Source organism: Pararhizobium gei (assembly GCF_029223885.1).
GTDB classification, from domain to species: domain Bacteria; phylum Pseudomonadota; class Alphaproteobacteria; order Rhizobiales; family Rhizobiaceae; genus Pararhizobium; species Pararhizobium gei.
Genome location: NZ_CP119409.1, coordinates 4,160,141 through 4,184,088, shown reverse-complemented (window position 1 = coordinate 4,184,088; position 23,948 = coordinate 4,160,141). Strand labels below are relative to the sequence as shown.

The following is a 23,948-nucleotide window of genomic DNA, read 5'->3' as shown; positions in this document are numbered from 1 at the left end:
TCCTCTGTTTGGCATTTCAGCCTTGCTACATCGAGATGACTCACTATCTCTTCAGGATCTGTGGCTAAATCGATTTTTGGGTGCGACCTCTTGTCAGAGCATCGTCCATTGCGTCACAAGGACAGGAGCCAAGCACGGAGAGTAAAGTGAGTGTCGCCTTTACCAAGGAAGAAAGCTCGGAAACGGCTGCGGAAACCTTTTTGCCCGACCGTCCGATTTCGCCTCACCCCAACCTCGTCACACAGGCAGGATTGAACGCTCTGGAGGCTCAGCTTCGGCAGGCCCGGGCAGACTACGATGTCGCGAACAGGATCGACGACGTGAACGAACGGCGTCGGCAAACGGCGGGTCCCTTGCGGGATACGCGCTATTTTGCATCCCGGGTGCAATCTGCTCAGCTCATGACCGCCCCGGCATCAACCGACAGCGTTGCCTTCGGAAGCACCGTGACCTTCGGCCGTGACGACGGTCGCGTGCAGACCTACCGTATCGTGGGCGAAGACGAAGCCGATCCTAAGACGGGATCGATGTCCTTCGTCTCCCCCGTGGCGCGTGCTTTGATGGGAAAGGGTGTTGGAGATGTCGCCGATATCGATGGCCAGGAGATCGAGATCCTCGTTATCGCGTAAAGGACCTCGAGGCTCGGATGACCCCTCTTACTCTTGCGTATTGGACCCATGAGGGCGGGCTCAATCCTGCCGTTGTCATCGATCTGCTCTCTCGCCACGTCGTCGGCCGGGCTATCGCTGACAGGCTGCACCGCGAACCGGCGATTAATGGCTTTTACAATTGCCCTGCAGCGCTCAGCGTCTAACGAGCGAAGCCCGCGCAGTTAGAAAATTGACCGTATGATCTGAAAAAATGTCTTTCCGGTCTTCCGATACAAGTCCTGCCTAAGGGTGAAGGCGGAAACCATCATATGCCTCCGCGGCAAGACGGTCGGAATAGCGTCGCATCATTTCCACCTGAACTTCCGTCTGGAAGGCCAGAACCTGCTGCGAAATAGCCTCGTCGGCGATACCAAGTTTCTTGAGACGGGCTGCAAGCGCCCGGCATTCGGTCTTCCAGTAAAGGAGCGCTGCCTCACCGTGGATATTTTCCAGCTCGCCGGCGCATCGTCTGACGGCACTGACCTGTCCGGCCAGCGGGAAAGACAAAACTTTGTTATCGGAATCCGAAAAACGCACATCCTTCAACGCAATACTCATTCCGGCGGTTCTCCATGTTCGTGATTCCTATTTAGGAACCATATGGTTAACGCTTGGTATCCGCTGGCGATTTTGCGTGTTTCGGTCCATGACACAATCTCATTCAACAGGACGGAGAACATCCATGGAAACGACCGAGATCGGCAGCCGCGCCGACTTCGCCCTTTGGGCCGTACAGCGCTCACAGGAAATTCTGACAAATGAAGGCGCGCGACTGGCCATGGCCGCCCGCGATATGAATGAGGAAGCCCTGGCCGATACGGCAGCGAAGCTGGGAAGGGCGATCAGCGACGCCCTCGTGGAAGTCTTCGACGGCCTGATCGGCGAATAGCCCGGTGGGCCGGCAAGCCTCACAATAATGCAGGCGCTCGTCGCCTCATCTTGCCTCGGGACAGAACTGTCCCTAGGACACAGCTTCCATATGATGGTTGAGGAGCAGTTTGGTGAAATCCTTTTTGAAGTCGCTGTTGGGATTAACGGACGGCAGAAAATCGAATGCGCTCGCCAAGTATGTCCGTCGCCATGGAAAGGTGCCGCTGGCGTGGGCGGGTTCCACCTCTACGATGGATTATCTGAACATCGGCGATGCGTTGAGCGCCGTCATGGTCGCGCTTCTGTCGGGGCGCGACATAGAGCGCGTTCCCTCGAAGTCGAATTCCCTGCGGATGGCCTGCGTCGGCACGGTCGGGCACGGGGTCGAAGGCGGCAAAGTCTGGTTTTGGGGAACCGGCGCCTCACCATGGAAAAATCCCGGCGCGCCTGCGGACCAGCGGGTGATCTTCGATGTTTCCGGCGAAACGGGCTTTACCGTGACGGCAACCCGCGGACCTTTGTCGGAAAATCTTCTGACGGGCAAGGTGGAAGGGACGGTCGGGGTCTATGGCGACCCTGTCTGGCTGTTGCCCCGCTTCTATGCGCCGCGACCCGTCAAGACGTGGAAGCTGGGGGTTATCGTTCACCTCTCCGAGTTGGCGGATCGTGACCCCGAAGCCCATGTCAAAGCGGATCTTCTCCGCTATTCCATTCCCGAACATCTCAAAAATGACGTTCATCTGATCAATACCGTAACCCCGATCGGAATGACGGCGATCAAGGACAGGATCGATGAGATCCTGGCCTGCGAACGGATTGTCTCGACCAGCCTGCACGGTATGGTTTTCGCCGAAAGCTACGGCATTCCGTGTCTGCCTTTTCCGACCCAGGGTCCGGACGGCCTTCATGTTCGCAATCTCGGAGACGGCTGTTCCCTCGATTCCCGGATCATCGATCTCTATCGGGGTCTCGGAATGAGCGAATTGGCCGTCTACGCGCAGCCGCATCGGCAGATGACTGATTGGGACGAGCTTATGGCTGCCATCGACAGTGCCTGGACGCCGAAACGCTTCGACGCGGAGCGGCTTCTCGCAGCCTTTCCGCTTGACCTTGAACCTTTGTCCGCCCCAAGCGGCGGAACGATATGGGATCATCCGGTGCTTCAAAGGCTAAAGCTGCAACACGATGTGAACGAACTCATACGCGCGGACAAGATGCGTACCGAGCGCTGAGGCCACCTATATGTGACCTCAGCGCGACTTGCTGTTTTCAATCAAGGCGAGGACAAGGGCGGACAGCAAAGTCAGAGGCGTGGTTGCCGCGGTCTGCGGCTTGGAGCTCTCACTTGGGCTGATGCCGACCTTGCCGACAGGCTTGTCATCGGCATCCACGCCGCTATTGCCGAGCGTCCACCAGCCCTTGCGGAGTATCTTTTCGATAACGAAGGTTGCAACGTCGAGCGAGCGCGACGGTGAGCCCGGCGGTAACACGTCTGCAGAGGTCGGATTGCGCTCGTTCATCACCGAATAATAGACCCGGCGAATATCGTCATCGATGTCATCGCTGCCATCCGGTGCGGAATTGATCTTCTGACGGAGTTTGCGCAGGTCCGCCACGGTCACCGTCAAATTATCGGCTATCCCGTTCAATTCCTCGGCAAAAAGATCCGGATTGCTGTTCTCGCCCGTAAACAGTTCGGACAGCGCCGACCCGGGAGCGGCTTGCCGGTTTCGAATGACTTTCGCGGCGCCCCGGATTCCGTCCCGGAAAGCTTCCTTGCGGATATCGTCCTGTTCGGCGATCAGGGCCGATGTGGCGGCACAAATTTCCAGAAGAAGCGCCGATGCATTCTTGTCGGCCGATGCCAGCGCGCCTTCTCGTGCCCTTGCGAGAAGATCATTCAAAGACGATTTCGGATCTGTCATCGACGGCCTGCTTCTTGGATCACAATTTTGCTTACGGTCCGAATAGCTTATTTCAGTTTTGCATAGAGTTCCTGCAGGCGGGCGCCGTATCTCTCCGGCGAAAACAGCTTCGCCCTCTCAAGGCCGACTGTCTGATAGTGCTCCACCAGTCCGTCATCATGTGCAACATCTTTTATGGCCTGCGTAATTGCATTAACATCGTAAGGATCGACGATCAACGCGCTGTCGCCGGCGACCTCGGGGTTCGCGCCTTCGCTGCCCGTGATCACGGCCGTGCCCAACTGCATGGCTTCGAGGATCGGCAGTCCAAATCCTTCGTACAACGAAGGGAAGACTACGGCCCGAGCACAGCGGATCAGTGATGTCAGCAGGTTGAGAGGGAGATATTCCAGCCGGACGACGGAAGCCGTTTTCGATGCATGACCGATCGTCGGATCGGAAAACTGGCTCCGGCGCGATTTCCCAGTGTCCTGGGGCACGCCGAGGAGACGCAGTTCATTGGCGTTCTTCCAAACCAGTTGGCCGACGATGACAAGCGGACGGTTCGTCTGGCTGGCCAAGTAGGCTTCGATAATGCGGGCGACGTTCTTCTTCGGCTCGATCGCGCCGAAAAACAGGAAGTATTCCTTGTGCTCCAGACCAAATATGGACTGGACCTCCTGACGCACCTCATGTTCAGGGCGGTTCAGGATGTAGCTCGGGAGATTGACCGCCTGATAGGTGTTTGTCACGCGGCTTTCATCGACACCCAAAAGTTCGACGATATCCCTCTTGGAAACTTCAGAGACTGTGACGATATGATCGGCTTTTTCGCTGATCCGCCGGACCTTCTTCAGGAATTCCTTCTTGTTGTCGAGCGTCGTATAGGGCAACCGCAAGGGTACCAGATCGTGGATCGTGTAAAGATTGGCTGCATTCTTGAGCGTCACGGCCAGCGGATAGGTCCAATGGGCAATATCGGCGGCGCCGGGATAGTCAACGTTCAGAAACTGGCCGTAGGTTCTGAAGTGCCAACGCGATAGCGTATAGAGGTCGCGCGCGTTGAAAATCCGGTCATGCACGGGAAGTCCGCCAGCGGTCGTTCTGGCGATGACCTTGCCCGTGATCGGCACCTGTCTGGCGCTGACACCCATAGGCGAGGTGATAAGACGCTTTATGACTTCGTGGGCCTGCATCGATTTCGTCGACGGGTCGAAGAAGCTGACTTCCGCAAGAAGCTCATTCTTCCCAGCCGACGACCGGACCCCGTACATCAGGTCGACCTGATGGCCAAGTCCTGACAATTGCTCGCTCAAGTTACGAGCATAGGTGGCAATGCCCGTTCCCTTTTCCAGCGCGAGATTGTAGCCATCGACCATGATGCGGGCACTGGACATGAAAACTAATCCTAATTTGTTGTCGGCCGAACCAGATCCGGATTGGCCGCAGGCTTAACCGATGTCACCGGCCGACTGCTTCAGAGAGGATCAGCGCAGCCGATGACGAGAGCGATTAATTGCTATCTAGGCGATCACCATTTTGGAAGCAACCTCATCTGTTGCCGGGCAGGCGGGGGCTCATCAACGGGCTGGCACGGATGTCACGCCCGGCCGAACTCATCGTCCAAACGAACGATATCATCATCCTTGAGATAGGAGCCGGTTTGCACCTCGATCAGTTCCAGGGGCAATTTCCCGGGGTTGCTCAATCTGTGAACTTCGCCCTGAGGAATGTAGATCGACTCATTTTCGTGCAACAGGCGGATCTCGTTTCCAATGGTGATTTCGGCCGTGCCCTGCACGACAATCCAGTGCTCCGAACGATGATGATGCTTCTGGAGGGATATTTTCCGTCCCGGAGCGACATGCAGCCTTTTGACCTCGAAACGTTCACCGCTCAGCACCGAGGCAACCGCTCCCCATGGCTTGTAGGATGTGGGATGAACTTCGGCAAGCTTGCGGGTCTCTGGCGTTTTCGCCAGTTGCTTGACGATCTGCCCGACATCCTGGCTGTCGGCCAAGCGACCGACATAGACGGCATCCTCGCTGGCGATTACGGCCATATCGTCCAGGCCGTGGACGGCAAGATGGATGTCCCGGGATAAAATGAGCGAATTTCTGGTGTTGGAAACCGTGGCCTGCGGGCCGATGACGTTGCCGAAAGCATCCTTGTCACCAATGGCCCAGACGGAATCCCAGCTGCCGAGGTCGGACCAACAGAAAGATGAGGGCACGACAGCCGCATGGCCAGTTTTTTCAAACACGGCATAGTCGACCGAAATGTCCGGTGCTTCGCTAAAGGAAGCGCTATCGAGACGGACAAAGTCGAGATCGGCAGCTGCGTTTTCGACGGCCTTCTGCACGGCTGCATGGACTGCCGGAACGAAGGTGGCAAGCTCACTTAAAAATAGTCCAACCGGCAGCATGAACATTCCGGAATTCCAGAGATACCGTCCGCTCTCGAGCAATTGCGCGGCGCGGGCCTGATCCGGTTTTTCGACAAACCGGGCCACCGTCTTGGCGCCGGTATCGAGGTCGACGCCAATTTCGATATATCCGTAGCCCGTGGCCGCCTCGGTGGGGGCGATGCCGAAGGTCACGAGCCTGCCGGATTCTGCTGTCGCGCGCGCGACCGCAATACAATCGAAATAGTGCGCCGAGGCATCGATCTCGTGATCGGAGGCCATAACCTGCATGATGGCGCCGCTGCCATGGTCGCGCTGGACGATAAAGGCCGCCGCCGCAAGTGCCGGGGCTGTGTTGCGTGCCACCGGCTCAAGCAGGATAGCTGAAAGGGGAACCCCCACCGTCATAGCCTGTTCGGCAACGATAAAGCGGAACTCGGAATTGGTGACGATGATCGGCGGCGCATATAGCTCGGAGTTTGAAATGCGCTGCAAGGTTCTTTGAAACAGGGAGTGATCGCCGAGAAACTGAAGAAATTGCTTGGGAGATGCTGATCGGGACAGCGGCCAAAGCCGCGTTCCCCTGCCGCCAGCCATTATGACCGGCACGATTTTCGAAGACATGAATATTCCTCTGCAGCCTCAGGCAATCGCGTCTCGAGCGTTTGGCCGAACAATGACCGAACCCGGTAGTCTTACCGGCACCCACCAGCCGAAGGGCTACACGATGTTGCGCTTGCCCTCAGTGTCCGTTGGCCCTGTGGTTTCGCAGCGCTCTTTCGAGTGCCAGACCGACGAGCATAACACCAAAAGTCCAGCCGATCATGTAGTTCATTGAAAGCATGTGTGTCGGATAATTGGAGTAAAAAGCGGTACGAAACAGCGCGACGAAATGCATTATAGGGTTGTAAACCAAAATCTCTTTCATCTGCGGCGGCATATATTCCGGAATGTAGAAGACTGCGCTGAAGAAAATCTGAACACGGGAGATCATTCCCCAGATGAATGTCCATAGGGGAAAAAGAAACGCCAGGAATGAATTGATCAGGCCGATGCCGAAGCCGAAGAGTGAAATCAGAATCAAAAACTGAACGATCGCAATCGGGTTGTATGGAACCGCGAGACGCGAAAGGTCGAGAACACCGATCAGCGCAAAAAAGCCCGCAAAAGCAATAACGAATGAAAGGAATTCGACAAAGCTTCGTGCAATAGCGTAGTCGATTGCCTCAATATACGGGATAGCCGTCACGGCTTTGGACGCCTCTATGGCCGATGCTGCTCGAATGCTTATGGTGCGGAAAAACAGCACGGGGAGAATGCCCGTGCTGATAAAAAGAAGCAGACTATCTCCGATGGGGATATGCCGCCCAAGAAATTTGAAAATAGCGTAATGCACGACAATGAAAACGACCGCCTCCAGCAGATCGAACAACTGCGTGAAGGCGTGCTTGCTGTTGCGCAACCGAACTTCACGAATCGTCAGCGCACTGACGATTCTTACCTGACGGGAAAGGCCGATGGCGATCGCATTCATTAAAACTGTCCCAAACCCGGTCCGATGTCCCGATCAAGCATGATCGCGGATGCTGTAATAGATCAGCGTCGATACAACCCAGATACCAATGGCCGACAAGAGCAACAGCAGCGTATCCACAAACACGCGGGGATATGATGCGACCTGTGCGATGCTCGGTTGAACATAGGTTGCCAGATAGGTTTGGCTGTTGTTGGCACGCATACGGGCATTTTCATAATTCGTCAAAGACGAGCTGTAGAGCTTCGTGGCGATCTCGACATCGGTCTGCAACTGATCGTATTTGGTTATGCGCTGGGCATCATCAAGCATACCCGGCGTCGAGCCAGCAACCGTGGACACCTGCGTCTGCAGGTTCTCGATCTGCTCGCGTGCGGCCGCAATCTGGTTCTTCAGGACAGTCAAGCGCGGCGAAGTCGCGTCCATATAGCTTGAGAGTGCGGAATACTGAGCCTCCAAGTTCGCCAGATCGCCGCGAAGCCTGTTGTTCAAAAGAAGCTTGCCTTCGGCCTCCTTCCTGACATCGATGCTTTTCTCTCCGGAGCGCAGTTCCGTTTCACGCTGACGAACATCCTTGAGCCTCTGCTCCGAGCGATCGAGTTCGCCCTTGGCAAAAGCCATCTGTGTCTGGCGTGCCTTTTCGGAGATATCATTGACCAGTTGTTCGCACAGCGCCTGCAAGGCGACGGAAATCTTGTGAGCGTCTGCCGGCGTAAAGGCCGTAACTTCGATCACATTGATGCCGGTCATGAGGTCATAGCTCGTCGATACATGATCGCGCCAGTAATCCACGAGCGATTCGAGTGAGGCGTCTTGCGGCAACCGTGAAAAATGATCGATTGTCTCTCCCGCATAAATGTCACGCAGGCCGATGGTCTTTTCAAGCGATTCCACGGCGTCCCGGCTCAACGCGTAGTCGGACACGATAAAACTGTTCGACATGGCAAGCGCCGCATCTGCGGCGACGGACGAAGACATTGCGGCACCATCCGTCGGGCGCACGGAAAAACGGAACTCCGACATATACTGAGGAGACGCGACAAAGGCAAAATAGAGCGCGCCGATAACAGTTGGCACGATTACCATCAGGAAAAATGAAATCCACGTGCCGGATATGCCACCCTTCGCCTTGGCGACCATGCCCGTCATGCGCGCGGATTTGTACGTAACCGTCGTTTTCCGGGGGAATTCCTTGGTGGCAGGAACCGCGCTGGTCTTCTGCCGCGCAGGTCTTACATCATCGAGCCGCAAAACCAGTGCGCCGGTATCCTCCGGTCGCGTTTTTGTTTTGTCTAGCTTCGCCGACCCGGACACGTCCTTCAAATTTCATCTCCTGAATTGGGCGCTTTGCCACAACGAGCATGTTTCATAACACGAATATGCAACTTGAAAAAGTGCATCAAACGCAAAGCTCCATCGGCGTTACCGATGGAGCTTTAACTGCAACAACTGGGCGGCTTTGAGGCGAAGCCTTTTGTGGCTACTTGCCCAGGTCCGAAAGTGCATTGGTCACAGAAGCCGCCTGTGCGATCGGCGCGGCCGTCGAACTGACGAGCGTTGCGAACTTACGCACTTCGGCAAGCGAGGAATTGGCGATATAGATCAAATCCCGGTTCCGCATGGTGAACTCCTTGAGCAGGAAGAACCCGCTCGGATCGGTCAAGTCGATTTGATAGATCACGTTCGTCGTCGAGCCGTAGGCCGAAAAATCCTTTTGCGGCATCAGTCGGCGAAGCAAACTCGTCGATTCCGACCGGTAGATGAATATGCCCTTTGCATTTGCCCGATCGTCATTCAAGCCACCGACCTTCGCAAGTGCCTGGTTGAGATAGAGCTTCGATTCATCGAACTGCACCGATGCATTGGCGGTGGTTGCGCCAAACACTGTGAAGCTGCGGGGTTGCCGGATCAACGCCACGACATCATCTGACTGAACGTAGATATTTTCGCTCGGATCCGAAATCAGGCGTTCCATAGGAATGGTTTCTGTCCGCCTGCCTCGCGTGATCTGCACGGAGAGCTGGTGGGATTCAATGCGCGGACCGCCTGCAGTTGCGATAACGTCAAGCAATTTCTCGCCACGCGGCGAGAGGGGAATTCGTCCGCTATTTGCCACTTCGCCAGTCACCGTGACCGTGTTGGACACGTTCTTGATGACGCTGACAAGAACCTGCGGCTGGACGGCCATGCGGACGAGAGCTTGCTCGATCAACTGTTTAACGTCGTCGGGGGTCCGGTTCGCGGCCTTGATGACACCCGCATAGGGAACCGAGATAGTGCCGGCTTCCGAAACCGGCTGTTCGGGGATCTGCGTTCCGCCACCACGGCCGGCGCCGCTGGAGAACAAGCCATCAGGGGAGGCTTCCCAAATGGAAATCGCTACCGTATCGCCCACGCCGATCAGCGACGAACTTCGCTTTTTACTGTTTCCAAGCGATACCGAAAGTTGCTGGTCCAGAGCCTGATCCAGAATGGAAGCGACGCCGGAGTTGACATTGATCAACGTGTAAGGTGCGTATTTCTCTTTAGCTTCCGCCCGGATCGTGTTGGCGCTCGGCCCGGAACTTGGCATCGTGCACGATGACAGGGCAACACAGACCGCGGTCAATGAAATCTTGGTGAATTTGTCCAAATGCCCCATGGTAACCCTGTACTTGTCGGCTTGTATCCAAGCCATTTCACTCGATCTCAGGTGCGCACTGGATATCGCAAAGCACCTGCCTAGACAATCACATCAAAGCCACGTCGACAAAAACAGCAATTTTTAGTTAAAAGCGACACACCAAGCGCATCAAAGGCCATCAATAACGGTTTCCCTGCAACACCTCTGGTGAGCAATTCCAGACATTATCCTGGAATCGAACGGCGTGTTTCAATGGAAATGCGTTGAAAAGAGCCTCTCCCGTATAGGTTAATGGTTGCCAATGCGTATCGATAAACGCGATCGCTTTTTCCCAGGCCGTTTCCTTGTGGTGCGGATGCAGATAACTCAAGACCGCGTCCCTATCGACGCCGCCATAGAAATCGATCATGCGATGATCGATCGGCCGTGATCCGTCGATGGGCAAAAACCCGGACTCGCCCTGATTGGTGGAAAACCAGGCACAGGGAATATTGTAGGTCTCAGCAATGACCAAACCGTGAAGACTGGTCGACAGAATGCGGCGACAGGAAACAATTTCCTCGATCTTGTCGTGCATTCCGGCGAGGTTTGCACCGGTGTAGGTGTTGATGATCTTGATTTCCTTGGAAAGTTCCAAGGGAATATTGTAGCGCAGAAGATTCTTGCGCACGGTGGCTTGAGCCGTCGCCTCATCCAGTTCCGAAATATGAACGATGACTCCGAGTTCGTATTTCTTCTCCAGGCTGGCAAAGGGAAAGATGCGCGGCAGGAACCAGACGGGATCGCCGAAAATATCAGGAACATCGACCCCGAGTTTGCGCAACCCCGCCGCCGTCTGCTTGCCGCGCACAGCGTGAACGACCAGGGTCGTATCCTCTGGCACCCGGTATTCACCCACGGCGCCGGTGGGGTCGCGGTTCAAATCGAAGCCGGTGCCCCAGACATGGACTTTTCCTCCACGCTGCGCATGGCCGATGGTGCCTACCGCGGTCATCCGCTCGCTTTTCTGATTGAAAGCCGAGGGATCGATTTTCAGTCCGGATATGGCCGACACCATGACGGCGCTCAACGCATCGCCGAGGTTGGCATCCGGATGTTGCTGCGTGGTCCAAACCCAGGACAAGCGAATTCGTTTTTGGCGGCTGGTTCTATCCCTGGACAGAACGCCGGCAGCCGGCAAGGTTTTACGGCCCAGCAAGCGCTTTGCTGTTTCTAAGCCCATGGCGACCACCATTTCTATCGTGTCCGCTTAAAAAAACGCGAGAGAAAGCCGTTCGTGGCGCGTTCGATGAGATTGGGCTCGCGGACAACCGGAGCGCTTCGAATCAGGGGGTGATCGAATGCGCTGCCCGTTTGGCCTTTTTCCAGCATGGAGAGAGGAAGCGGGAAAGATTCGATCAGCGCATCCTCGTCAAGATATTTCTGTTCCCAGACGCGGTCGATTGTCTGGATCAGCGCATTCCAATCCGTCTTGACGCCGCGCGGCTGATACCACACATCCAGATGGTCCTGCCCAAGGCCCCGGTAGAGATCCACAAATCGCAGATCGAGCCCTTCCTCGAGCGTCAAATCAATGCGCCCCAGCCCCGGTGTTTTGGATCGCGGCGAAAAATAGAGGCACGGAATGCCATAGGATTCCGCAAACACCATTCCATGAAGACTGGTCGAAACGATACGCTTGCACGCCAGGATCTCGTCTAGCCTGTCTCTTAAGCCATCGATCGATACGGGCGTAACCGTATTGATCAGTTTCACCGTCTGCCGGTCGGCGGCATCGATGACATGGCGCATCGAGTCAGGCTTGGGATGCGCCGCATGTTCGCGGTCAGCCAGCTCCGACAAATGCAAAATCACACCCAGCTCATGGGTTTTCTCCTTCGGTGCCTCGTGGAAGCGGGGAAGAAGCCATAGGGGGTCGCCATAAACCGCAGCGCCGGTCGCGTCCGGTGCCAGAATACGCCGGCTGAAGGGGCCGCGTGTTGCATAGGTGTGAAATCGTGTATTGCCGGGCCGGGTATAGGCGATTTTCGGCTGGTCCGATTGATTGGGGTTGAGGTTGGGAGATGTTCCCGTTCCCCAGAAAGACACATCGCCACCGGCGAACATATGGCCGATCGTGCCGACGGCTGCCAGCCTTACCGCATTCGTCTTGGTCGCCGTATGATCGACCGGAAGACCGGACATCATCGAAACGATGACCGGCGACAAGGCATCGCCAAGATTGAGATAACTCTGATCGCTGCGGGTGGTCACCCATGAAAGGGGAATCGTTCCTTTCGAGCGGACGATATCAAGAAGTGCTTGCGACAAATTTCACCATACTTAGATGACGATACAGGCTCCGGTTCCATTGTCTCCGAAGGATGCAACCGCCGTTTCAGTTGCGGCGGCGTATACCATACCGGTTTAATATGCGAAAGTGGCGCTTGTGGGAGGCGCATGTTGAACTCTTCAGTGTGTGCTGTGGCGTTTCCCATCGTTTGAACAGCATCTGGAATTGCAGGCATCGATGTATCGTCTTTCAATGCGGCCCCTTTCGATTGAAACGCCTCGCGTCCTTTTCGATATTTCACGGCTGGTCCGCAGTTATGGAAAACCGTTTGGCACAGGGGTGGACCGGATTGATCTGGCCATTGGTCTGGACCTTTCCCAGCGATTTGGCCCGAATTGTCATTTCGTCCATGCGGGCATGCATGGGGTCTGCATTCTACCGAGGACTTTGGGAGAGAGTGTTCTTGAAGCCCTGCGGCATGCCTGGAACGGCGAAGCACGCGGGGCGAGCAGACGGCTGTTTGTCGGGCCGCGTCTGAATATTGAGCCTTTCCTACGACGCTTCCTTTCAGCGGGGGAAGATGTCGTCGCCGAGCAAACGACCTATGTCGTCGCTTCGCATTCGGGTGTGGGCAAGGTTAAGGGAGGGATGCGACGCCTCGATCCGCAGCAGAAAATGCAGCGCCTCATTTATTTTCACGATCTCATACCCATCGAATATCCCGAATACCAAAGACCGCAAACCAAGCGGCAGTTTCTTGGCTTTCTGAAAGAACTGACGGATGTTCCGATCATCGCCGTCAGCAATTCATGGGACACAGACAGGCGGGTTTCCTCATTCGCATCGCGAAACGGCTGGACCTTGAAGGAAAGCGACGTGGTCGTGCCGACGTTGGAGTTCAAAAGCGCGCCGCAAAGGCCACTTTCGCCGCGTGTCGATGCATTTCTGGCGGACCAAAGACCTTTCTTCGTTGTGCTTGGAACGATCGAACCCCGAAAAAACCATCTTCTTTTGCTGCAAATATGGCGTGAACTTGCCCAGCGGCAGGATCCGCCCCGTCTTTGCATTATCGGGAAACGTGGCTGGGAAAACGAAAATGTGATAGATATGCTTGACCGGTGCGAGGTGATCGGAAACTCGGTGTTCGAGTTCTCAGGTCTTTCGGATTTCGAAATTCAAACGATATTGCGCCAGGCCAAGGCGCTCTTGTTTCCTTCCTTTGCCGAGGGGCTCGGCATCCCTATATTGGAAGCGGCGGCCTTGGGGGTGCCATCCATCGCCTCTGACATTCCGGTGTTTCGCGAGATTGCACCGCCGGGTACAATTTTTCTGAGCCCGCTGGACGGCTTTGCCTGGCTCAAAGAGATTGCTGCACGCAGCAGCGGGTCTGGCCATTAACAGGTGAAAGACTGAACGTGACGATCGAATTCATCAATGTCCACAAAACCCTCAGGCAGAAAACCCACCGGACCAAGGTGCTCGAGGGCGCCAACGTGGAATTCAACCCTGACCGACTGACCGGAATTCTTGCACCGCCGCGCACCGGAAAATCGACCGTCGCCAACCTGACGACGGGCAAACTACGTCCCGATACGGGGCGAGTAAAACGGTCCTCTCTGGTGTCGTTTCCGGTTGCCGCTCCTGGTGTTTTCAACGGATCTCTGACAGGTCGCGAGAACCTGGCGTTCCTTTGCCGTGTCTTCGGATTCGATCCGGTTCCAATCATTCGTTTCGTGCTGGATTTCACGGAAATCGGCGATGCGCTCGACAAGCCGTTCAAGCATCTCAATCGAGATCAACGCACAAGGCTTCTGTTTACATCGTGCTACGCCATTCCGTTCGAGACTTACATCGTCGATGAAAGCATTATTGGTGGGCGCGGCGCCTTTAGAAACAAATGCGAGGAACTCGTCAAAGACCGGATGCAATCTGCCGGCTTCATCATCGTGACGTCCTCGCCGAACCTGCTGAGAAAATATTGCAATGATTTCTTTGTTATAGACGATTTCCAAATTCACGAAGTGAACTCAGCCGACGAGGCGGAAAATTGGTTTGGCAAGGACAAGCTTAAAGATGGTGACGGAGAACTGGATAGCGTCGCCAATGTGGAGGAGAAAGAAGAGAGAGAAGAGAACAACGAGATGATGTAGATATCGCCGCTCGCCTACTCATCCTGCGGTTTCGGTCACCTTCAGGCACGGTAACGGCAGCCGATTTGGGACGGCCACGTATAGGCTGTCCCATTCCATGGGTCTCACGAGGACAAAGGCCGGTGGAGCGTCAGGAGATGATCCGCAAGAGCGACGGGGTCGTTAATCAGCTTCGTCGGCAGGCAGTGGCCCGTGCCGGAGGCCTTGATCCTTTCGGCCTGGGCGCCGAGATCGAAGGCCAGCGGTTCTATCCCCATATGAAATGCCAAGGAGAGTGTATAACAATAGGTTTCAGGCCAGACGCTGGGAATGAAGGCAAAATCCGGCGCCAACTCGGCGAGCTGCTCCACGGCATCCTCCTCTGAATAATAACGCCCGGTAATCTTTACGCCGTATTGCTTCAGTGCGTCATCCTGATTTGTGTGGCCCACGACGCTGAAATCGATGGGCAAGCCGCGCTCCTGAGCATCCTTTGCAAGTGCTAGTAGAACATTCGATCCCTTGTGCGGGCCGATCGCTCCGATCAACGCAATGTGAAGACGCTGGCCGACGACGCGGTGTTCCTTCTTCAGCGGAAGGGGCATATCTCGCTCGACATGCGGAACAACCTCGATCTTTACGTCGGGATAGTAGATATTGATAATGTCCGCTGCCGCTTTACTCGGGGCCTCGACTTCAGTAAGGGCAAAGAATTTTCTGTATGCTTCATGCCGGACCGAGGGGTCGCAGACATCCACCGGGTCGGAGGATTTCATGCGAGCCCAGGATCGCAACATGTCCTGCGACGGCAAGCCGGTATAGATATAATCTGGCCTGATCAGTTGAAAATTGTGGGATACGGGCGAATAATCATGGACGACATACCGCTTTCGCGCGGGAGATCTGCCAAGAATGTCGAGCAATGCGGAATGAAACGTCCAGGCCAGTCCCGCAAAGCTGTTGACATGGATCAGTCCCGGCGCAATCGTTCCGATGATTTCCTCGATAAAATCGAGATCCACCCGCAGATCTATCCCCGAAAGATTGGGTATGAAGATCTCACTGTCGGATTGGAAAGAGAAGCTGGCATAATGTCTGCCCGAGACTGTCATCGTTAAAATGGAAGGCGAGATTTCCTGGAATTCCTCAGCCTTGTTGTTCAGATAGGTCTCGATTCCCCCTCCCCATTCATGGGTGACGACCAGCACGCAGCCCTTGGCATAGTGAGCAAGACGGGCGAGATCCAGCTGCCGGCGGTAATGCAGCGCCGGATCGGCTGCGACATGGTAGGTGACGAGCGGAACGTAATTCGGGTGCTTGCGCGACAGGCCTTTCTGGCCCGCATCGAAGTTGGTTTCCTTGATGCTGGAAAAGGATACCGAGCCGACGTGAAAAGCAAAAACGTCACAGGCGATGACGTTTTTGAAGCCGGCGTTCAGGGAACGCATGCAGAAGTCGTTTTCTTCACCATACCCCACCGCAAAGGTCTTCGAGTCCAGCGCCCCTATCTGTTCGATCACGCTGCGGCGCATATAAAAGCAGAAGCCCACTCCCGTGGGCGTCTCAACGGAGATGCCGGCATTGGCTTCAGCGGCAAATTTGTCCAGTTCGGCCGGCGTCACCTCCAATGCAAGAAAGTTATCCCGATCGGTCAGCGGGTAGCTGCAGATCGTCGCATTGTTGGACAGCGGCGTGATCGTGGATATCTTTTCATCCCTGTCGGCATGGGCGACAAGGCGGTCGAACCAACCATCGAAGACGTAAGCATCCGAGTTCAGAAGTACGACATCGAGAGATCCTGACAGGTCCTCAATCGCATAATTGCAGGTCTGCACAAAGCCACGGTTCCGGTCGTTCACATGGTAGTCGAACATATTGCGCGCCGCGAGCTTCTCAAGCTCGGCGTTCAGCTGCAGGTCCGGGCCACAATCATTAACGACAAGAAGGCTGTAGTTCGACTGCCCCCGCGCCGCGACTGCATGATAAACCGCCGCAAGGGTTTCATCATATCCCTTGTAAACGGGGATGATAACGACAGCTCTCGTCTCGCTGGAGCGGCATGCAGGTTCGATACGCGCCCATTCCTGCTCACTCGGTGCCACCGGCACGAACCACATTTTTTCGCCGATCGGATTTCCCTTGAAGCCCTTGTGCCGGTTTTCAGCATAGTGAACCAGAGGGATAGTACCTTTCTTCAAGGCCCTGCGATACTTTTGTTCGTAATACCAGGGATCAAAATAGCGGGAAGGAACGCGCTTTTCCTTCCAGCCATGCAATAGATAATGTTTTGTCGGATCGACGCCTGCCTGCCGGATGTCCGGGTTTATCTTGAGATAGTCTTCACCATCGAAAACTTGCTTCAAAAGGCCAAGCGTCTCCTGATAGGATCTGTCCGATCCGATCATCCGCACAACTTCCCGATCAGCTTCCTCGTTTCCGTCAGCATCGATGGCTTTCAGGAAGGTAAGAAAACTGTTCCAGGTGTCGCCCGTCCGGCGCAAGAGATGCGCGAGATGGATATAGGCGTCCGAATCCTTGGGGTCGAGTTCTGCTGCTGTTGCGTAGGCTTCCTGTGCCTTTGCGAAATTTCCCGTTTCCTTCAGCGCATGGCCGAGCTGAACCCATATGGGCGCGCGGGTGTCGTCTATGCTCACGGCCAGCTGATAATATCGAGCGGCTTCGGGCCAGTTGCGCGCCTGATTGAACCTATCGCCCTGCTGGATGGCTTTGGAAAGGCTCGAATTGGCACTTCCGAAAAACGTAGAAAAATTTTTCCGCACACTGAAATTCCCGGTATTGAAAAAAGCTTCAGACAAGCCGGCTTCAGCCGCTAACCGTCACCTAAGCCAAAACCTTCGATAGAAGATATTTGCCATAGGTGCTCTTGCCCAGCTTTTTGCCCAGCTTTTCCAGCTGCTCGCCAGAAATGAAGCCTTGATGATAGGCAATTTCTTCCGGGCAGGCGATCTTGAAGCCCTGGCGGCGCTCCAGCGTTGCGACGAATTCGCCGGCATCCAACAAGCTGTCGGGCGTTCCCGTGTCGAGCCAGGCATAGCCTCGGCCCATCAGTTCGACATTCAGGGAGCCGCGTTCCAGATAGGCCCGGTTGACATCGGTAATTTCAAGTTCGCCCCGGGGCGAGGGGGCAAGATTGGCGGCGATATCAACGACGTCGGCATCATAGAAATACAGGCCGGTCACGGCCCAGTTCGATTTCGGCTGCGGCGGCTTTTCCTCGATCGACAACGCCTTCATTTGATCATCGAACTCGACCACGCCATAGCGCTCGGGATCGGCCACATGATAGGCAAAAACCGTCGCGCCGGTCTGACGCGCAGCCGCATTTTCAAACAGGCTGGTTATGCCGTGCCCATAGAAGATATTGTCTCCGAGGATAAGGCAGGACGGGTCCGATCCAACAAAATCGGCGCCGATGATATAGGCTTGGGCCAAACCATCGGGTGACGGTTGTTCGGCATAGCTCAGCTGAATGCCCCAATCGCTGCCGTCTCCGAGCAGGCGCTGAAAGCTGGGCAGATCATGGGGTGTCGAAATGATCAGGATATCCTTGATCCCGGCCAGCATCAGCGTCGAAAGCGGATAATAGATCATCGGCTTGTCGTAGACCGGCATCAGTTGTTTCGATGTCACCAGCGTCATCGGATGAAGCCGGGTACCGCTGCCGCCCGCGAGAATAATTCCCTTCATACTCAAATACTCCCAAAACTAAACTGTTTTTAAAACCTGTTTGACCACCGGCTTCACGGCCTCCCGCCAATTCGGCATGGAAACACCGTGCTTATCAGCGAGCTTGCTGCAATCGAGTTGCGAATTTGCCGGCCGTTGCGCCGGTGTCGGATAAGCGCTCGAAGGAATATGCTCGACATTGCAAAACGGTCCGCCCTGTATCTTCGACGTCTCGAAAATAGCCTCGGCAAACTCTGCCCAGCTTGCCCTACCGGCATTCGTCAGATGAAATGTTCCTCGTAACGCGGGGTCTCCGCTCTGGAGAACATTGCCGGCCACCGTCAGAACGGCGTCAGCGATGTCATGCGCGGATGTCGGCGTTCCATACTGATCGGCTACCACTTTGATCAGGTCGCGATCAGCGCCCAGGCGAAGCATGGTCTTCAAAAAGTTCTTGCCGTAGGGGCTGTAGACCCAGGCTGTTCGCAGAATGACGTGGTTGTCCGTTGCCGCTGCAACTGCAAGCTCGCCGGCAAGCTTCGAACGGCCATAGGCGCCAAGCGGAGAAACCGGATCATCCTCGACATAGGCGCCGGTCTTGCTGCCGTCGAAAACATAGTCCGTGGAGATCTGCAGGATTGGAATACCAAGTTCGGCTGCGGCTTGGGCCAGCACCCCCGGCGCATCCCCGTTAACCCGTCGAGCAAGATCCTCTTCGCTCTCGGCCTGGTCGACGGCCGTGTAGGCCGCGGCGGATACGATCAAATCCGGCCTGATCGCCTTCAGCGGGCTCACAATCGTGTCCGGCTCGCCAAGATCAATCTCAGGCCGGCCAAGGATCACAATCTCGATATCTGGATGGTTTTCAGCGCGCGCAAGCAGCGAGCGAGCAACCTGGCCTTCCCGGCCTGTGACGAGAATTTTTTTCCGCGTCATGATTTCTTAGGAACCTCACCCTGCAGAAGCCCCAGGCGCCGACCGTCATAGCCATCGCGCAACGGTTGCCACCACCATTCATTGTCGAGATACCAGCGAACCGTTTTTTCGATGCCGGTATCGAAATTTTCCAAGGCTTTCCAACCGAGTTCCGTTTCAAGGCGGGTCGCATCGATTGCGTAGCGCGCATCATGTCCAGGTCTGTCCGCAACATATTCTATAAGCTGCGAATGCGGTTTGCCCTGCGGCCGGAATTTGTCCATCAACTCGCATATGCGGGTCACGACATCGACATTGCGCCGCTCGTTGCGGCCGCCGACATTATAGGTCTCGCCGATCGCGCCGCGTTCGGCGATCAGGTCAAGCGCCCGTGCATGATCTTCGACATACAGCCAGTCACGAATATTGCTGCCGCTGCCGTAAATGGGAAGGCTCTTGCCATGGAGCGCATTCAGGATGACCAGCGGGATCAATTTTTCAGGGAAATGATAGGGGCCGTAATTGTTCGAGCAATTGGACACGACCACAGGCAGGCCGTAGGTCCGGGTCCATGCCTTGGCCAGATGATCCGAGGCCGCCTTGGAGGCCGAATAGGGCGAACTCGGGTCGTAGGGCGTCGTTTCCGTGAACAGCCCATTCTCACCAAGAGAGCCGTAGACTTCGTCGGTGGAGACGTGGAGGAACCGGAATGCCGCCTTCGCGTCTCCTGCCAGGGTGTTCCAATAGGCCCGCGCGCTTTCCAGCATGGTGAAACTGCCGATGACATTGGTCTGCACGAAATCGGCAGCCCCTGTAATCGACCGGTCGACATGGCTTTCGGCAGCCAGGTGCATTACCCGATCGGGACGAAATGTGTCGAAAGCTTCCTGAATGGCATTCCTGTCGCAGATGTCCGCCTGCAAAAAGCGGTGATTGGCCTGATTGTCCAAGCTCGCCAGAGACGACAAGGTGCCGGCATAGGTGAGTTTATCGATGTTGAGAACTTCGTATCCCTTGTCGAGGACAAGATGACGAACGACAGCCGAACCAATGAAGCCAGCTCCTCCGGTGACAATAACGCGCATATCGGTAAACCTGTATTGAAAGAGATTATGATGAATTATTTTTGAATGTATGAAAAGCTTTCTGACAGCTCCGTAAGGAGCGGCTGGACCTTGTCCTTGCCGGAAACCACGGCAGTCCTGGTCACGTCCGGCCAATCGATGCCGATCGCCGGATCATCCCATCGCAGGCCGCGGTCATGCTCCGGGCTGTAATAGTCCGTGACCTTGTAGCTGACCTCGGTTGCCGGTTGCAATGTACAGAAACCATGGGCAAAGCCAGCCGGTATCCAGAGCTGATGACCGTTCTGTGCCGTCAGTTCTGCCGAAACATATTTTCCATAGGTCGGAGAGCCAACCCTGATATCGACGGCGACGTCGAAGATGGCGCCGGCAATGCAGCGGATGAGCTTGCCCTGGGCCCGTGGCTCGAGCTGGAAATGCAGGCCGCGCACCGTTCCGGCATCAGCGGAGAGCGACTGATTGTCCTGCTTGAAATCGACCGCTGCGACCTGTTCCTCGAACAGCGACTGGCGGAAGGTTTCCATGAAGTAGCCGCGGTCATCGCCAATCTTCTTCGGCTGGATAAGGACGACGTCTGGAATCGAAAGGGGCGAGAAGATCAATGTCTGTTTCCATTCAAGCGGTGGTTTGGGTGCAGTCTTACCGTTGGCTGAAACTCGAAGCAACCGGCAAGTTGTTCGCCACTCGGTCATGGGCCAATGGAGTAGTCCTCGCGTTCCCTGGTCAAGTTGATGTTGTAGTAGGGATCGTTTTTGACGATTTTCGACCAGCGGCCCAGGACGATGCTCGCCTCGTCGCGATAGCGCTTCTCTTTCTCTGGCGTGGTGTCCAGTCCGCGAGTGACACTTTCAAGATGGATCAATTGCGCGCGAGGCGTAAACAGGTTGAAATAGCCTGCCGCTCCAAGCTTCAGGCAAAAGTCGAGGTCATTGAAGGCGACGGCCAGGCTTTCGTCCAGGCCACCGACATCGAGATACTTCCGTTTTTCCACGATCAGGCAGGCTGCCGTCACCGCTGAGACGCGGTGCGCCGCTGCAAGTCGCATCATGTAGCCGGCATCATCGCGCCCGCGAAACTTGTGGGGATGTCCCCCCACCAGTCCGATGCCGCAGGCGAAGCCGGCATGCTGAACATGCCCCGACCGATATAGAAGCTTCGCTCCGACGGCGCCGATCTCCGGGCGGGCGGCTTCGAGCACCATTTCCTTGAGCCAGCCTTCCTCCACGGCAACGATGTCATTGTTGACGAGACCGACGATGGAGCCGCGCGCCTGTTGCACGGCCGCGTTGTTGAGCGCCGAAAAATTGAAGGGACCCGGAACAGGCAGGACCGATATGTCCGGTTGCCCACCAAGCTCGGCAAAATAGGCAAGAGTTTCCGGCTCGGAACTGTCGTTGTCGACGATGATGATATCGAAGCTCGGATAGGCCGTCATGGACAAGAGAGAGTGAAGGCATTGACGAAGCAAGTCTACCCGGTCGCGTGTCGGAACGATCAGGGTGACGTGAGGCCATTCCGGCGGTTCAGGCCTGACGATGCGGTTGAGCCCGGGGCCGTCTGCTACGATCCTGATGCCGGGTGTGCCGATGGCTTGCGCGAGCAGTTCCTGCCCCTCGGCGGTAAAAGCCCTCGACGCAATTGACGGTAGCCGGCTGTCCATATGGCCGAGAACGGCGGCAATATGGACGATCTGGTGTGGCTTGATCGTATAGGCGGTTTGTATCGTAAGGTCGAACCAGTGAGGGGCGGGTGCGGGCGCTGCCTCCAGTGCCGCTTTCAACCGGTTGCACCTGATGGCGACAAAGTTGCCGAGATAGCCCGTTGCCGCCTCGTAGTCGGGATCCCAATCGGGCTTGAACAGGGGATTGCAGCGCCGGCCGTCCTCGAGACTGTCCTCGTCGCCATAAAGAAGATCCACCGAAGGGTTGGCGACGATTTTTTCTGCGAAGGCAAACAAGGCCCCGGGCGCGAGCGTCGAACCCGGTTCGAGCATCAGCATAAAATCATCGTCCCCCCCCGCAATCGCGGCCGGTAGACTGTCCACTGGCGGCAGTCGGTGTTTTTCTTCCAGAAAAACGGATAGCGTCGTTTCATCCGCATCTGAAGACGATGCGGCGGTGATGAACTGCACCTTGAAGTGGCGGTAGATCTGGCCGGATAGCGAGAGAAGACTTTGTTTCAACGCATCCGTTTGCTGCAGGTCGAACGGGATCAGCACGGTGATACGCGGCGGCTTCGACCATCTCTCGGACATTCTCTGTCGCGCGCCGATCTGCTCAGGCTTAGGCGTGCCATGTCTGCCGATCCAGCGTTGATATAAATCGGGGCCTTTGAACGCGAGTATGTTGCTGATGTCGTCTTCAAGCTGGCTCAGACGTCTGTGCGTGCGCCAGCTGGAAAGTGCGGCTCGGGCAGAACGGCGGTCGATCCTCCAGGCTGCACGCAGGGCGCCCGGCAGGCCTCTCTGTTTCATCTGGAAGACCGTCACCTTAAAGGCGCCTTCGAACTGCACCGGGTCGAGCCGCATCGACAGCACTGGCGCTGTCAGGAGACATAAGGCGTAAAACCGGCCGTCGTGTTGCGAAAGCCGGTAGAACGAGAATGCCTGCCAATGCGGACTGTGTTCGACATAGAGAATTGGGTCCACAGAGGGAAATTTCCCCTCGATGCCAAACTCGATCTCGATCCAGCCACCGGGTGGGCCGCCGTCTTCGTACAGCAGGTCGAAACGTGGATTGGGCGTCGTTGCAATGAAGGTGCCGTTCCTGACGATCAGATTGGCCTTCGGAACGAGCTTTACATCGAGCCGCCGTCCGCATGCCGCCTTGTAGAGTGCTGCGGCACCGCCGCTTGGCTTCGCCGGAGTTGGCGTTTCGGCGAACAAAGCGTCGCGCTCACGCTCGGCGATCTGGGTCTGTCGTGATTTCAACCGATCGATACTGGATCGGTGCGGTTCGAGTTTTGCCACTGTGTCGAGAAGATCTGCCGATGCCGGACGCAACTGCCGGTTCTCCGGCGCCAGAGCGACGCGCAGGCCTGCAATTTCCTGGGAAACCTTCGTCTCGTGGGGAAGCCGGTCCAGCGCTTCGAATTCCGTCAAAGCCTCTTCAAGCCGCCCGAGATTCTTCAGAAGATGGGCAAGATGCAGCCGGGGGTCCGGATCGGTGCCATCTGCCCTTATGGCCGAGCGGTAGGCAAATTCAGCATCCGCCGATGCCCCGCCCTCTTTCAGCATATGCCCCAGTTGCACCCAGCGCGGGCTTGACTCGATGTCGCTTTCAAGGAGGCTCGCGTAAACAGCGCTTGCTTCGAGCCACCGGCCCAGTCCCTTCAGTCGCTCGACCTCGTCCAGTGAACTCATGAGGCTTCCAGTGCTGTGATAGCATTGACCTGCGCCCGCAGGTTCAAAATTATGTTGCGTGTACCTGCCGATAGCATTGCTTGGAGGCGATGCAAAATGGGACCGGTTTGACAATTTGTAAAGGCGAGCCGCTGACGATCAGGCGACGCGGTCGTTGCAGTTGTTCGGACATTGATTGCCTGACAAGCCGTTATAACATCCGGGATTCAGAGCGCCGACAGTTCCCAAAGCAGGGTATCGATGCGGTCGGTCAGAACCACGTCATCCTTGAACATAGCCTGCAACCGGATGCGGTCGCTGACGCCGGACTGATACCAGGCGATGAGCCCGGCTGCGACCTCGCTCGCGGCTTCGCTGCGAATGTCGGCAGCATTTTCCTCGCACCAGGCTTCAAGGAAGCTTTGCAGAAGGTTGAGATCCTCCGCCTCAAGCGCTGCATTTCCGTCGAGTGGCTGAAACATGGAACCCTCCATCGAGCATGTGATCTGCGACTGGCTGAGCGGGTTGCGGGTTC

General features: G+C 56.1%; 22 protein-coding genes. 6 read left to right on the top strand and 16 right to left on the bottom strand.

Translation table 11 applies throughout. From position 1 onward, the window contains the following. The first annotated feature begins 146 nt into the window (after nt 1-146). Together greA and PY308_RS20155 are read left to right on the top strand one after the other, a co-directional pair. The gene (gene greA, locus PY308_RS20160) at nt 147-629 is read left to right on the top strand and encodes a transcription elongation factor GreA (RefSeq protein ID WP_275786238.1); all 483 of its coding nucleotides are present in this window, start codon (nt 147-149) and stop codon (nt 627-629) included. Between the two features lie 17 nt (nt 630-646). Next, nucleotides 647-814 carry a hypothetical protein gene (locus PY308_RS20155; RefSeq protein ID WP_275791245.1) on the top strand — a complete coding sequence of 56 codons (168 nt, stop codon included), beginning with the start codon at nt 647-649 and terminating at the stop codon, nt 812-814. Nucleotides 815-893: 79 nt separating this feature from the next. On the opposite strand, the gene PY308_RS20150 is transcribed toward PY308_RS20155, so the two are convergent. Further along, nucleotides 894-1,208 (bottom strand): DUF6074 family protein, encoded by a 315-nt coding sequence (locus tag PY308_RS20150; protein ID WP_275786235.1) that lies wholly within the window; start codon nt 1,206-1,208, stop codon nt 894-896. A gap of 124 nt (nt 1,209-1,332) precedes the next feature. Between PY308_RS20150 and PY308_RS20145 the strand changes: the two genes are divergently transcribed. Continuing rightward, entirely contained in the window at nt 1,333-1,539 is a 207-nt protein-coding gene (locus PY308_RS20145; RefSeq protein WP_275786233.1) for a hypothetical protein, read from the top strand. Nucleotides 1,540-1,651: 112 nt separating this feature from the next. Continuing rightward, the gene (locus tag PY308_RS20140; RefSeq protein ID WP_275786231.1) at nt 1,652-2,752 is read left to right on the top strand and encodes a polysaccharide pyruvyl transferase family protein; all 1,101 of its coding nucleotides are present in this window, start codon (nt 1,652-1,654) and stop codon (nt 2,750-2,752) included. Between the two features lie 18 nt (nt 2,753-2,770). Here PY308_RS20140 and PY308_RS20135 read toward each other — a convergent pair whose 3' ends face one another. From PY308_RS20135 to PY308_RS20100, 8 genes are all read right to left on the bottom strand, one after another. Next, a complete protein-coding gene (locus PY308_RS20135; RefSeq protein WP_275786228.1) occupies nt 2,771-3,445 on the bottom strand; it encodes a hypothetical protein in 675 nt (224 codons plus the stop codon). Nucleotides 3,446-3,492: 47 nt separating this feature from the next. Continuing rightward, the gene (locus tag PY308_RS20130; protein WP_275786225.1) at nt 3,493-4,821 is read right to left on the bottom strand and encodes a glycosyltransferase family 4 protein; all 1,329 of its coding nucleotides are present in this window, start codon (nt 4,819-4,821) and stop codon (nt 3,493-3,495) included. 203 nt (nt 4,822-5,024) lie between these two features. Next, entirely contained in the window at nt 5,025-6,452 is a 1,428-nt protein-coding gene (locus PY308_RS20125; protein ID WP_275786222.1) for a mannose-1-phosphate guanylyltransferase/mannose-6-phosphate isomerase, read from the bottom strand. 118 nt (nt 6,453-6,570) lie between these two features. Beyond that, nucleotides 6,571-7,362 (bottom strand): ABC transporter permease, encoded by a 792-nt coding sequence (locus PY308_RS20120; RefSeq protein ID WP_275786220.1) that lies wholly within the window; start codon nt 7,360-7,362, stop codon nt 6,571-6,573. A 33-nt stretch (nt 7,363-7,395) separates the two neighbouring features. Then, the gene (locus PY308_RS20115) at nt 7,396-8,685 is read right to left on the bottom strand and encodes a KpsE/RkpR family capsule polysaccharide export protein (RefSeq protein ID WP_275786216.1); all 1,290 of its coding nucleotides are present in this window, start codon (nt 8,683-8,685) and stop codon (nt 7,396-7,398) included. 157 nt (nt 8,686-8,842) lie between these two features. Further along, nucleotides 8,843-10,039 carry a polysaccharide biosynthesis/export family protein gene (locus PY308_RS20110; RefSeq protein WP_275786213.1) on the bottom strand — a complete coding sequence of 399 codons (1,197 nt, stop codon included), beginning with the start codon at nt 10,037-10,039 and terminating at the stop codon, nt 8,843-8,845. 124 nt (nt 10,040-10,163) lie between these two features. After that, nucleotides 10,164-11,108 (bottom strand): polysaccharide pyruvyl transferase family protein, encoded by a 945-nt coding sequence (locus PY308_RS20105; RefSeq protein ID WP_275786211.1) that lies wholly within the window; start codon nt 11,106-11,108, stop codon nt 10,164-10,166. Between the two features lie 113 nt (nt 11,109-11,221). Then, on the bottom strand, nt 11,222-12,295 hold the full coding sequence (locus PY308_RS20100; RefSeq protein ID WP_275786209.1) for a polysaccharide pyruvyl transferase family protein: 1,074 nt from the start codon (nt 12,293-12,295) through the stop codon (nt 11,222-11,224). A gap of 148 nt (nt 12,296-12,443) precedes the next feature. On the opposite strand from PY308_RS20100, the gene PY308_RS20095 reads away from it, so the two are divergent. Further along, nucleotides 12,444-13,655, top strand: coding sequence for a glycosyltransferase family 4 protein (locus PY308_RS20095; protein ID WP_275786206.1), 1,212 nt, complete (start codon nt 12,444-12,446; stop codon nt 13,653-13,655). A 17-nt stretch (nt 13,656-13,672) separates the two neighbouring features. Beyond that, a complete protein-coding gene (locus PY308_RS20090) occupies nt 13,673-14,407 on the top strand; it encodes a P-loop NTPase family protein (RefSeq protein ID WP_275786204.1) in 735 nt (244 codons plus the stop codon). 104 nt (nt 14,408-14,511) lie between these two features. Here the strand turns inward: PY308_RS20090 and PY308_RS20085 are convergent, their stop codons facing one another. The 7 genes from PY308_RS20085 to PY308_RS20055 all read right to left on the bottom strand — a co-directional run bounded on the left by PY308_RS20085 (nt 14,512) and on the right by PY308_RS20055 (nt 23,895). After that, the gene (locus PY308_RS20085) at nt 14,512-17,166 is read right to left on the bottom strand and encodes a glycosyltransferase (protein ID WP_275786203.1); all 2,655 of its coding nucleotides are present in this window, start codon (nt 17,164-17,166) and stop codon (nt 14,512-14,514) included. Between the two features lie 61 nt (nt 17,167-17,227). Beyond that, entirely contained in the window at nt 17,228-18,094 is an 867-nt protein-coding gene (gene rfbA, locus PY308_RS20080; protein ID WP_275786200.1) for a glucose-1-phosphate thymidylyltransferase RfbA, read from the bottom strand. An 18-nt stretch (nt 18,095-18,112) separates the two neighbouring features. After that, the gene (gene rfbD, locus PY308_RS20075) at nt 18,113-19,009 is read right to left on the bottom strand and encodes a dTDP-4-dehydrorhamnose reductase (RefSeq protein ID WP_275786198.1); all 897 of its coding nucleotides are present in this window, start codon (nt 19,007-19,009) and stop codon (nt 18,113-18,115) included. Next, complete coding sequence (gene rfbB, locus PY308_RS20070; RefSeq protein ID WP_275786195.1) at nt 19,006-20,073, bottom strand: dTDP-glucose 4,6-dehydratase; 1,068 nt, start codon at nt 20,071-20,073, stop codon at nt 19,006-19,008. The genes rfbD and rfbB overlap by 4 nt, the downstream gene beginning before the upstream one ends. Before the next feature lie 35 nt (nt 20,074-20,108). Further along, nucleotides 20,109-20,675 (bottom strand): dTDP-4-dehydrorhamnose 3,5-epimerase, encoded by a 567-nt coding sequence (gene rfbC, locus PY308_RS20065; RefSeq protein ID WP_275786192.1) that lies wholly within the window; start codon nt 20,673-20,675, stop codon nt 20,109-20,111. Nucleotides 20,676-20,761: 86 nt separating this feature from the next. Then, nucleotides 20,762-23,434 (bottom strand): glycosyltransferase, encoded by a 2,673-nt coding sequence (locus PY308_RS20060; RefSeq protein WP_275786191.1) that lies wholly within the window; start codon nt 23,432-23,434, stop codon nt 20,762-20,764. Between the two features lie 206 nt (nt 23,435-23,640). Further along, nucleotides 23,641-23,895 carry a hypothetical protein gene (locus PY308_RS20055; RefSeq protein WP_275786188.1) on the bottom strand — a complete coding sequence of 85 codons (255 nt, stop codon included), beginning with the start codon at nt 23,893-23,895 and terminating at the stop codon, nt 23,641-23,643. Between the last annotated feature and the right edge of the window lie 53 nt (nt 23,896-23,948).